The sequence below is a fragment of the Streptomyces sp. NPDC055955 genome (assembly GCF_042270245.1).
GTDB lineage: Bacteria > Actinomycetota > Actinomycetes > Streptomycetales > Streptomycetaceae > Streptomyces.
The window spans coordinates 1-11,725 of record NZ_JBHJYS010000027.1; the positions used below are offsets into that span (position 1 = coordinate 1).

9 protein-coding genes are annotated in these 11,725 nt (G+C 68.0%); 3 read left to right on the top strand and 6 right to left on the bottom strand.

The features are described from left to right. Window positions 1-65: 65 nt before the first annotated feature. The 6 genes from ACFC96_RS38475 to ACFC96_RS38500 form a co-directional block, all read right to left on the bottom strand. On the bottom strand, window positions 66-470 hold the full coding sequence (locus ACFC96_RS38475) for an amidohydrolase family protein (protein WP_376616892.1): 405 nt from the start codon (window positions 468-470) through the stop codon (window positions 66-68). Next, on the bottom strand, window positions 401-1,378 hold the full coding sequence (locus ACFC96_RS38480; protein ID WP_376616894.1) for an aldo/keto reductase: 978 nt from the start codon (window positions 1,376-1,378) through the stop codon (window positions 401-403). Before ACFC96_RS38480 ends, ACFC96_RS38475 begins: the two co-directional genes overlap by 70 nt. 107 nt (window positions 1,379-1,485) lie before the next feature. Next, on the bottom strand, window positions 1,486-2,319 hold the full coding sequence (locus tag ACFC96_RS38485; RefSeq protein ID WP_376617063.1) for a carbohydrate ABC transporter permease: 834 nt from the start codon (window positions 2,317-2,319) through the stop codon (window positions 1,486-1,488). A 59-nt stretch (window positions 2,320-2,378) separates the two neighbouring features. Then, a complete protein-coding gene (locus ACFC96_RS38490) occupies window positions 2,379-3,377 on the bottom strand; it encodes a carbohydrate ABC transporter permease (RefSeq protein ID WP_376617065.1) in 999 nt (332 codons plus the stop codon). After that, window positions 3,377-4,675, bottom strand: a complete 1,299-nt coding sequence (locus ACFC96_RS38495; protein ID WP_376616895.1) for an ABC transporter substrate-binding protein — start codon at window positions 4,673-4,675, stop codon at window positions 3,377-3,379. Before ACFC96_RS38495 ends, ACFC96_RS38490 begins: the two co-directional genes overlap by 1 nt. Window positions 4,676-5,120: 445 nt before the next feature. Next, the gene (locus tag ACFC96_RS38500; RefSeq protein ID WP_376259742.1) at window positions 5,121-5,912 is read right to left on the bottom strand and encodes a FadR/GntR family transcriptional regulator; all 792 of its coding nucleotides are present in this window, start codon (window positions 5,910-5,912) and stop codon (window positions 5,121-5,123) included. A 484-nt stretch (window positions 5,913-6,396) separates the two neighbouring features. Between ACFC96_RS38500 and ACFC96_RS38505 the strand changes: the two genes are divergently transcribed. From ACFC96_RS38505 to ACFC96_RS38515, 3 genes are all read left to right on the top strand, one after another. Continuing rightward, a complete protein-coding gene (locus ACFC96_RS38505) occupies window positions 6,397-8,727 on the top strand; it encodes an Ig domain-containing protein (protein ID WP_376616897.1) in 2,331 nt (776 codons plus the stop codon). 119 nt (window positions 8,728-8,846) lie between these two features. After that, window positions 8,847-11,219, top strand: a complete 2,373-nt coding sequence (locus ACFC96_RS38510) for a discoidin domain-containing protein (RefSeq protein WP_376616899.1) — start codon at window positions 8,847-8,849, stop codon at window positions 11,217-11,219. A 322-nt stretch (window positions 11,220-11,541) separates the two neighbouring features. Then, a complete protein-coding gene (locus ACFC96_RS38515; RefSeq protein ID WP_376616900.1) occupies window positions 11,542-11,670 on the top strand; it encodes a hypothetical protein in 129 nt (42 codons plus the stop codon). Window positions 11,671-11,725: the final 55 nt, after the last annotated feature.

Below are 11,725 nucleotides of genomic sequence, written 5' to 3' on the forward strand. Positions count from 1 at the left end.
GGGCGGCGGCCACCACTGAGTCCGCCGCCCCCTGCCGCTCACCCCTGCCACTCACTTGCTGTGGGTCACAGTCCGTAGACCCGCGCGGCCGTGCCCGCGAACACCGCCGCCCGCCCATGCTCGGACAGGTCCGCCATCAGCTCGCGGCCGATGGCGACCACCTGTTCGTACTCGGCCGCCAGGGCGCCCACCGGCCAGTCCGAGCCGAACATGAGCCGCTTCGGACCGAAGGCCTCCAGCGCGACCGACACGAACGGCCACAGGTCGGCGGCGCTCCAGGTGTGCCGGTCGGCCGAGGTGACGAGCCCGGAGAGTTTGGCCACGGTGTCGGGGAGGCAGGCCAGAGCGGCCAGGTCCGCGGCCCAGGGGTCCGGCCGGCGAGGGCGCAGTGAGTGGAGCTCTATTTCGATGTCGGTACGGGCATCGGCGCCCCTGGCGGCAGCAGACCCTGGGCGCGCAGGGTGAGCCACATCTCCTCGGGGACGGGGTGGTTGATCATTGCGGTGGCGTCCGTCACCTCGGCGGCGTTGCGTGCCCCGAGCAGTACACCGGTGACCGCCGGGTGCCCCAGCGGGAACTGCAGGGCGGCTGCCCGCAGCGGGACCCCGAAGGTCTCGCAGAGCGTGCGCAGGGCCAGCGCCCGGTCCAGCAGGTGTGCCGAGGCAGGCGCGTAGTCGAAGGTCGCGCCCGGCTGGGGATCTGCGAGGAGGCCCGAGTTGAACACCCCGCCGACCAGCACGGTCACTCCGCGTCGCGCCGCCAGCGGCAGCAGTGCTGCCAGAGCGCTCTGGTCGAGGAGGGAGTAGCGGCCGGCCAGCAGGACCACGTCGATGTCGGATTCGCGGACGAAGCGTGTCGGCATCGCGGTCTGGTTCATGCCGACGCCGATCGTGCCGACCATGCCCTCGGCCCGCATCCGCTCCAACTCGGGGTAGGCGCAGTCGAAGGCCTCACGCTCGTGGCCGTCCGGGTCGTGCAGATAGACGGTGTCCACTCGGTCGAGACCGAGCCGGATGAGGCTCTCCTCGACGCTGAGGCGTACACCGCGGGCGCTGAAGTCCCACACTCGTTCGTGGGTGGCCGGGACGGCGAAGCCGTTCGCCAGGTCGTCGCCGGGCAGTCCGGCGCGTGCGCGCAGCAGGCGGCCGACCTTGGTGGAGAGCGTGAACTGCGTACGTGGCCGGGTGCGCAGGGCGTCTCCAAGACGGCGCTCGGACAGGCCGAGTCCGTAGTGCGGAGCGGTGTCGAACGCGCGGATTCCGCAGGCCCAGGCGGCCTCGACGGTGGTGGCCGCCTCCTCGTCGCTGACCGGGTGGAACAGATTGCCCAGCGCGGCGGCGCCCAGGGCGAGTTGATCGAGCCGTGTGGTGGTGCGCATGAGTTCAGGTGTGCCTCTCGTTCGAGACCCGGTCGCACGGCATGGGACAAGCGGTGGGGGACGACCGGGGTGGGGGATCGCGCACACCCCGCCCCGGTGCCGGCCGGTCACCCCTTCGTCGCTCCACCCGTGAGGCCCTTGACGAACTGCTTCTGGAAGGCCAGGTAGAAGGCGAGGATGGGCAGTGTCGCCAGGAACATGAAGGCGAAGACCGAGCCGTAGTCCGCCTGGTGTTCGCCGATGGCCCGGTAGATGCCGACGGTCACCGTGGTGCCCGCCGCCGGGCCCAGGACGATCAGCGGGTTGAGAAAGTCGTTCCAGATCCAGACGCCGAGGAAGATCACCACGCTGGCCGACGCCGGCCGCATCAGCGGGAAGACCACTTGCCAGAAGGCGCGGAACGCTCCGGCGCCGTCGATCGCCGCTGCCTCTTCGAGCTCCCGGGGGATCGTCTTGGCGAAGCCCGCGAAGACGAACACTCCGAACGGCATGTAATAGCCGACGTACGCCAGGACCAGTCCGGGCACGCTGCTCATCAGCCCCAGCGTGCGCAGGACTTCGGTGATCGGGGTGAGGATCACGGCGGGCGGCACCATGAGGCCGCAGAGCAGGACGACCATGATGACCTTAGGCAGGATGCCGGTCGACCGGGCCAGGTAGTGGCCGAGCATGGCAGAGATCGCGGTGATGACGAGGATGGAGATCACGGTGACCTCCGTGCTGTTGACAAGCCCGTACCAGAAGAGGTGGTCCGGGCGCGACAGCACGGTCTGGATGTTCCCGAGGGTGGGCGGGCTCGGCAGGCCGAGCGGGTTCGACACGATCGCCGAACCGTCCTTGAACACGTTGACCAGCACGAGGTAGATGGGCAGGAAGAACAGCAGGCCGGCGAGGATCGCGACGACCGGACGTACCCACGCCTTTGTTCCGTCCCTGTTCATGCTCGCGCTCAGGTCGGGATCCGCCTCCATCTTCATGTCCGTGATCTTCATGTTCGTACTCATGAGGACACCTCGCGTTTCTGCAGCCATCCGAGCGCGATCACGGAGACGGTCGCGACCAGGATCAGCATCGCCACGGCCATCGCGGAGGCGTAGCCGACGTGGTTGCCGTTGAACGCGGTCTGGACCACCTGGAAGGCGAGGGTGGAGGTGGTGTTGGGGCCGGGGCCGCCGTTGGTGAGCACCTGGATCTGGTCGTAGGCCTTGAATCCGCCGATCAGTGACATGACCGTGTTGATGGTGACGGCGGGGGCCAGCATCGGCCAGGTGACATGACGGAACCGCATCATCGGCCCGCAGCCGTCGATGGCCGCCGCCTCGTACAAGTCCTGAGGAATTCCCTGCAGTCCGGCCAGGTAGATCACCACGCAGAAGCCGAGCCCCTGCCAGGCGATGACCCACGAGACCGTGTAGAGGGCGAGGCTCGGGTCGGAGAGCCAGCCCGGCGGATGGCCCACGCCCAGTTGTCGCAGCACGGTGTTGAGCAGGCCGTCGTCGACGAGAATCGACTGCCATATGACGCTGACCACCACGGCGCTCAGCACGACCGGAACGAAGAACACGCTGCGCAGCGCGTTGTACAGCCAGCCGCGCCGGTCGAGCAGCAGGGCGATCGCGAGCCCGCCCGCGTTGGTCACCAGCGTCACGATCACGGTGATGACGACGGTGTTCTGCAGTGCTTTGAGGAAGTCGTCGTCGGAGAACAGGCTCGTGAGGTTGGACAGGCCCACCCACTGGGTCGGTGGGTTGAAGGGGTTCTTGTTGGTGAGGCTGTAGCCGGTCGTCATGCCGATCGGCACCAGGACGAGGGCCAGGTAGGCAAGGAGTCCGGGCGCCGCAAAGACGGCGAATCGGCCCGGTCCGCCGTTCGGGCGGAAGCGCCGGGACGGCCGCGACGACCGCCGCTCGGGGGAGTCCTGTGGCCGGGCTGCTGCCGGGTCCTTCGCCGCGGGCGCGGCAGCGGAACCCTCCGGTCGGGTCTCGGTACGTGTGCGCATCATCGGGTGGCCTTGTCCCACTGCTCGTCCATGTAGGCACCGAACTCTTTGGCCGTCATGCGTCCGCCGATGAGCTTCTGGACGCCGATGGCGGCCTTGTCGGCCAGGCCGGGCGGCAGGGAACCGTCACCGGTCTCCTGGGAGAACGAGTTGACGATCCCGTCGTCCTTCTGGGCCTGCTGGTACGCCGCCAGGGTCTCCTTGTAGACGGGGCCCATGGTGCCGGGCGGGCTGTATCCCTTGATGTCGATGATGAGACCGTCGGCCTTGACGGCGGCGTCCAGGTTCTTGTGGTCCTCCATGAAGGCCTTGGCCCACTTCTTGGCCAGGGGCACATCGGACGACTTGGAGCTGACCGTCATCCCGCCGCCGAGGACACCTGGGAGGGCCGGGGCCCTCTGGTCCGTGGGCCACGCGAAGACGCCCGTGTCGAAGTCCGGCTTCTTCGTGTCGGCCGAGGCGGAGAACCAGCTGCCCATCGGATACATCGCGCCCTTGCCGTCACGGAAGGCCTGTTCGGTGTCCGCGTAGGAGCGGGAAAGGCCGGCGCGGTCGATGTATCCCTTGTCCGCGAGGCCGGCGACCTTCTGGGCGGCGGTGACGAACGCCGGATCGGTGAACTTGACCTTGCCCTTGGCGCGTTGGGACAGCCAGTCCGGCGTCTTCTTGTAGACATCGGTCGCCACCGTGCAGATCAGCGGGAACATGTCGGCCCAGGAATCCTTGCCGCCACCGCCGACCACGAAGGGGTTGATGCCCTTCTTCTTCAACTTCGCGCTGTCATCGAGGAGTTCGGCGTACGTGCGCGGGGGCGTGTCGATCCCGGCTGCCGCGAAGTCCTTCTTGTTGTAGTAGACCAGCGTCGTCTGGGCGGCGTAGGGCAGCTGGTAGACCTTGCCACCGTAGGTGTTGGCACGGGGATTCTCGTACGTCGCGAGTTCCTTGTCCGTCCACGGCGCCAGCTTGCCGGCCTCGGCGAATCCGCCGGGGTTCAGGCCGATCATGACGTCCGGGAACTGGCCCGTGCTGTCGAGCTGCTTCGCGTACCCGGTGCGGTCGGCGCTGGGCGACACGAGCTTCTTGATCGTCACCCCGGGCACCTTCGCTGAGGCGCGGGCGATCGCGGCGTCCCAGTACTTCGCGTCCAAGTTGGGCGTTTCGAAGGTGAGGAAGGTCAAGGTGACCTTGTCGCCGTTGCCCTTGGATGCACTCGTACCGGAATTGCCGGCCGTGCACCCGGCCAGGAGGAGAGCACCTGCGAGGGCGACGGTTCTCGTGAGTATCGGATTGCGCGTCATGTTCAACTTCCCCTACCCGTCGTTGTCCGGGGGCGGTACCGCGTCGCTGTCTTGCTCGTACCGAGACGAGAGAGGGAATCTCGCTGCCGACCGTCCACCGAATCCGTCACATGGTTCAGACTCTTCCCAGAGTCCTGCTGCTCTCGGGGCGACCGCTTCCCCTCAGCGTTCGCCCTCAGGGCACCTTGGAGGTATGGAAGTCTGCACGCGACGGCATGTCAAGAGATGAGACGGAGTTATTGTCTCCAGTGAGGCGCTAATAAATCCGATACATGTCGGTAGGGTTTTGCCGGACCTCTACGGATTCGCTTCGCGAGAACGAGGCACATCGGTGGCGCGGTTCACGACCGCGGGACGCTACGAAACCCCGTCGCCCGGCCGTTTCCGGCGTGGGCGGCGGGGCGAGGGTCGGCGGGGCACTACTGATCGAGGCTGTCGCCCACGGTCACGCCCGGTCCGGGCCGGCGGGAGAGGCGAAGATGCGGTTACGGATCTCTCGTTGGACCTGGAGTTCCGTCGTGTCTATGTGGCGGGCCATGAGGGCGGCGGCCTGCTCCCGCTCGCCGGCCCCGATCGCTTCCAGGATCGCCAGGTGCTGCTCGGCGGCCCCGGCCAGCGATCCCGGTGCGGAGTCGGCCAAGGCCACGATGGTGACCTGGCGCTGCAGCCGCTGGATCGCGTCGACCAGGCTGGAGAGGAACGCGTTCCCCGCCGCCGCACCGATCGCCTGATGGAACTCCGCATCGGCCCGGCCGAACGACTCGTGGTCGTCGCGTTCGGCGGCCTCCGCCGAACGCTGCGCCGCCTCGCGGATCGCCCTGAGCTGAACCGGTGTGGCCCGCGTGGCCGCGAGCCCGCTGGTCTCGGTCTCGGTGAAGCGCCGGAACTCGAACAGTTCACCGACGCGGCTGGGGTCGGTCGGCAGGAACCGTGAGAACGTGTCGGACCACAGGTCGTTCTTGGGATGCGCCACGAAGATGCCGCGTCCCTTCTCCACGGAGAGCCTCCCGAGGGCCGAGAGGATTTTGACGCCCTCCCGCACCACCGTCCTGGTCATGTCCACTTCGGCCGCCAGATCCTTCTCCGTCGGCAGCCGGTCACCCGGCCCCATCCCCTGCCGGGCGACGTACTCCAGGATGCGCTCTGCCGCGACCTCGTAGCCGGGGCGGTAGGGAGCCGCCTCCGTCTCCGAATCCGATGCTGGGGACGCGGGCGCGGGCCGGGAAGATCCAGTCATGTTGCTCCATGTATCCGATGCATGCAGGTCACGAAATACCAAGTGCTGGGCCCAAGATACCTCCCTGGCCCTCCGTTCAGGGGTGCTCCTGCCGCACCACGGAGCGCCCGCACCATCTGAAATAGATCCGAACTAAGCCTTGACGCTCTCTTCCGTGCCATGCACGCTAGATCGCACTTGTGCTGCGGTAGTGACACAGGAGAAGCAAGCGCACTTCCTTGCACGGGCAGACCCATGGGCTTACAGCTCACGGCTGCCCACCGATCTCGCGCCCCGGGAACCGCGCGAACCATCTCCGCTGAAGAATACGAACTATCCAGATGGCCTCGTTCGTCGCTCGACGTTTGCCGGCCCTGCGCCCCTCTGTGCTGTTCACGGGCGGTTGATCAGCGATCCCGCGTCTCATCGAGAGTCACTTCACCTAGGAGGAAATGTGGACAGACGTCGTTTTCTGGTTGCCGGCGGCCTGAGTTCGGCTACGGCCGTGGCCTTGGCCGCCGGCCCCGCGCAGGCCGCGCGAACGGCCAGGACCAAGACGTCCCCCTCGCTGCGGATCGGAGCGGGCTTCCTGTCGGTGGGCATCAGCAGCTCGGGGTACGTGGACAGCCTGGTGGACCTGCGCAACGGCACCGACCACCTGGCGAAGGACACCCCCGTGCCGCTGGTCAGCGTGGTGGCCGACGGCAAGCACGTGGTTCCCGCGAAGGTGCGGGTCGTGACGCGCGACAGGTCCCACCACCGGCAGGTCCTGGAGTTCGGCGGCGACAGTGTGACGATCCAGGTGGAGGCCGTCGGGTTCCCCACGCATTCCACCCTTGAAGTCATCGGGCTGACGGCCGCCTCAGGTGTGGATGTGCAGACGCTGCTGTGGGGTCCGCTGCCGACGACGCTCGACGCGACCATTGGCGAGACGGCCGGTGTGGTCGCCGACTCCGAGTTCGTCATGGGCGTCCGGCCGCTGAACGACAAGACGGTGGGCGGGTGGCCGAACGAACACCTGGCGTACGGGTTCGGCCCCGATCTCGTCTGGAATCCGTACGGGCTGCAGACCGGCGAGAAGGACGAGTGGCTGGCGAGCAACGTCGCCGCGAAGACCACGTGGGGCAGCGTCCTGCGTGCCACCACTTACGACTACAGCAAGGTGCGGGTCCGGCAGCGCACGAACGGATACAAGATCCCGCTCGGCCCGCTGCCCACGCCGGAGGGCCGGATCGTCGGGTCGAAGATCGCCCTGTTCGGCAGTGCGCCGGATCTGGCCCTGACGGTGCTCAGCCAGATCGCCAAGGAGCACGACCAGGCGTACCCCACCCTGGACGGCCAGTGGCAGAAGGTGGCCCAGCGCACCTCGCAGACTCACTTCTGGGTCCACGACCTCAACACCAGCACCGTCACTGCGGCCGCCAAGCTCGCCGCGCAGGCCGGGGTGCGGAACATCTACGCGATCAGCGGCAACGGGCCGTGGGCGTCGCACGGGCACTACCAGTTCAACGGCAACTTCGGCGGATCGGACGCGGCGGCCGCCCAGTTGGTGGCCGCGGCGGCGAAGGAGGGCGTCGAGGTCGGGGTGCACACCCTGTCCACCTTCATCGACGCCAACGACCCGTACGTGAAGGCGCCGGCCGATCCACGGCTCGCGGTGGGCGGCTCCGCCCGGCTGTCCCGCCCGCTGGCCGGCTCGGACACCACGCTGTACGTGGATGCCGACGGCCTGCTGGCCTCCGGCGTCGACGGTCAACGGCTGCGGATCGGCGACGAGTTCATCACGTACGGCTCCGTCACCAAGGTCAGCAACACCGAGTGGCAGGTCGGTGGCCTGGGCCGGGCACAGTGGTCGTCGGCCGCCAAGGATTACCCGGCCGGCACCACCGTCGCCCGGCTGATCCAGAACGGCTACGGCGGAGCGCTGGCCAGCCTGCCCATCACCGACGAGATCGCGACCCGCCTGGCCACCGCCTACAACACCAGCGGCGTCCACGCCACGTCCTACGACGGCCTTGAAGGCACCGGCTACAACGGCTGGGGCGGCTACGGCTTCGCGCGCCTCGTCAACGGCGTCCACCGGCAGGTCACCACCAAGAACTTCATCACCGAGTGCAGCAACCTCGCGTCGAACACCTGGGACGCCCAGTCCAGGGCGAGCTGGGGTGAGATCGGCCCCACGAGCTACGCCCAGATCATCCGCAGCAACACCTTCTACCGGGCGAACTACCTGCCCGGGATGATGGGTCAGCAGGGACTCTCGGGCGGCGACAGCCTGCAGAAGATCGAGGACACCCTGGCGCACGCGGCCTCCCTCGACGCCGGCATCAACTTCGAGACCAGCGTGAGCAGCCTCCAGTCCGGAAAGAACTCCACCGCGCTGCTCGCCGCCGTCCGGATGTGGGAGTCCGCGCGTGCGGCCGGTGCGTTCACTGCCGAGCAGAAGAAGCAGCTGGGCGTGGCGAGCAGGCACTGGCACCTGACCGAGGTCACGCCGGACGCCGAGTGGACACTGCAGGAGATGGACACGTCCGGTCAGCCGATCGGCGACCCGCAGCCGATCAAGGCCCCGACGCCGGGCTTCGCCACGGCTGAACCGACGGATGCCCGGATCGGAAAGCTGTACGGCTTCAAGGTGACCTCGACGACGCCACGGACCGTCCGCTACGAGGTGACCGACGGCTGCCTCCCGCGCGGCCTGACCCTCAACCAGGACACCGGCGGTATCACCGGAATCCCTACCCACCCCGGCAGCAGCAGGTTCACCATCACCGCCAGGAACGGCGGGACCGTCGCCGACGCGAAGACCGCCTACAAGGTGACAACCAGGCCGTGAAGGCAGCTGTGCCGCGCCCCGGCCGAGGCCGGGGCGCGGCACAGCCGGCACCCGCTCCCCTCCGCGTCACCCGCAGCAACCTCCCGGAACGAATCCATCGAGAACGCTTGGGGTTTCACATGAGAGTGCGTCCCAGACAGCTGCTGTGCCTTCTCGCGTTAACGGTCTCCCTGCTCGCCCTCGCACCCGCCGCTCCCGCCACGCCGGCGAGCGCCGCTCCCGACCCGGTCAACGCAAAACCCGCAGTGGTACCAGCCCTCCAGAAGTGGCAGGGCAGCACCGGATTCTTCGAGCTGAGCCGACACAGCCGCATCGTGTTCGCCGGCGCACAGCGCGACACCCTCCGCGAACAACTCGCCACGCTCCCGGACGAGATCGAGCAGGTCACGGGGCGCAAGCCGGCCATCTCGCCGCGCCACCCGCACAGCGGCGACATCGTGCTGTCGATCGATCCCACCGTGCCCCAAGGGGTGGACACCGCCCGGTACAAGGAAGAGGGCAACACCTTCACGGTCACCGGCGCCACCGTACGGATCACCGCACCGACCGCGAAGGGCGTCTACTACGGCACCCGTACGCTCCTGCAGATCCTGCTGCTCGACGACGGCCGTGACTCGGTCCCCGCGGGCACCGCCGTGGACTGGCCGAACTACAAGGTGCGCGGATTCACCCTCGACGTGGGGCGGCGCTTCTTCACCGCGGACTTCATCCGCGACTACATCCGTCTCATGGGCTGGTTCAAACTCAACGAGTTCCAGATCCACCTCAACGACAACGGGTTCAAGGGCGACCGTCCCTGGAGCGAGGCTCAGGCCGGCTTCCGCCTCAAGACCGACAACCCCGCGCTGTCCGGCCTGGCCTCGAAGGACGGAGCGTACGACCGGCGCGACTGGGACTCCTTCGAGGACACCGCCGCCGCCAACGGCGTCACCCTCGTCCCCGAGTTCGACGCCCCCGCCCACTCCCTCGCGTTCATCCGCTTCAAGCCGTCCATCGGCCTCGACAACGGCGACTCCGACCACCTGGACCTGTCCAAGCCGGAGACCACCGCGTTCATGAAGTCGGTGTTCGACGAGTTCACGCCGTGGTTCCGCGGTCCGGACGTGCACTTCGGCGCCGACGAGTACCGGTCGGACAAGCCCCGCTACAAGACCTACTTCAACGACATCGCCGCCCACATCCGCGCGCTGGGCAAGCACCCGCGCGCCTGGGGCAGCCTGTCCCTGATGACGTCCGACACCACGGGCTTCGACCATGACGTCACCCTCAATAGCTGGAACAACTCGTGGTACGGCCCGCAGGCCCTCAAGAAGGACGGCTACTCGTTCATCAACACCAACGACGCCCTGCTCTACATCGTCCCGTTCGCGAGCTACTACCACGGCCACGGCCTGGACGGTAAGTACCTCTACGACAACTGGGAACCCAACGTCTTCCCCGACGGCCAGAGCGTCGCACCGAAGGACCCCCAGCTCCTCGGCGCGATGTCCTCGGTGTGGAACGACCTCACCAAGTCCAGCTACACCGAACTCGACGTCCACAAGCTGGTCGAGCCGACCTTCGGAGTCCTGGCGCAGAAGATGTGGAGCGGAGCCAACTCGGGTGTCCCGTACAGCGATTTCATGTCGACCGTGCGCAAGCTCGGCGTGGGTACGGGCCTGACCGAGGTCGCCACGACGCTGGCCACCCCGGCCAACAGCGAGCTGAGCGCGGACAAGCCGGCGACCGCGTCCACGGGCACGGCCGACGCGGCGTTCGACGGGGTGAGCACCACCAAGTGGCAGAGCGACCCGGGAGATCACGCCTGGCTCCGCGTGGACCTCGGCCGCCGTCAGATCGTCACCAAGGCCGACCTGGACTGGGCGCCCGCACACGGCCGCGACTACGAGATCCAGGTGTCCGGCGACGGCACGACCTGGACCACCGTCGCCCGCCGCACGGAGCGCACGTCCGCGGGATCCGACACGCTCACCTTCGTACCGGTCACCGCCCGGTACGTACGCCTCGTCGGCACCGAAGCGGCCCGCAAACAGGACGGCTACGCGCTGTGGAGCATGCGGGTCTTCGACGCACCGGATCTGGCGCTGAACCGGCCGACCACCGCGTCGTCGTCCGAAGTGGCCAGCCTGGGACCGGAGAACGCCACCGACGGCGACCCGGCGAGCCGCTGGGCCAGTGCCTACCGCGACGGCGAATGGATCCAGGTCGACCTGGGCCGGGCACAGACGGTCCGCCGCGTCCTGCTCGACTGGGAGACCGCTTCCGGACAGGACTACGACATCCAGGTCTCCGACGACGGGACGAACTGGAAGACGGCCACGGCCGTCCGGGACAAGCCCGCGGGCGCCCGTGTGGACGACCTCACCTTCGCGCCCGCCTCGGGCCGGTACGTGCGGATGCAAGGCATCAAGCGCGCGTCGTCCTTCGGCTATTCACTCCGGCGCTTCGAGGTCCGGGCCGCGAGCCCGGAGCCGAACCCGCTGCGCGGCTGAGACGTGGTGCCGACTGGTGACGACGCCGGTCGGCACCACCGCAGAACCGATTGCGCCCTCCACATAAAAGATGAAGAGATCGCCTGCTGCGGCATGCGGCATGCGGCATGCGGCATGCGGCCTGCGGGCCGTGGTCATGGCGAGCGTGCGCCGCATCACCACTGCGCGCCTGCCGCCGGTGACACGCGTCGTTCTGCACCGTCGCCATCGAGGTCCCCCCTCATCCTTACCGCCTCACCCGGGACACTGGTGCGGGTGACACTGCGCCCGCTGCCGGTCTTCGCCCAGCCCACCAGCCCAGGTCAATTCCGGTGTCAGTGCGGTGTCGTACGCGGCATGCGGCCACGGCGACGGCAGCGTGCTGCCGTATGTGGCAGGGGGTGAACTGCGGGTGTTCGGTGAACTGGACGATCAGGCACGCCGGGCGGGTGGCGTGCAGACCGCCATCTGAGGGTGGGGCTCGTGCACACTGAGGTGGGTGGGTTCCATGTATGTGTGTGGGTGAG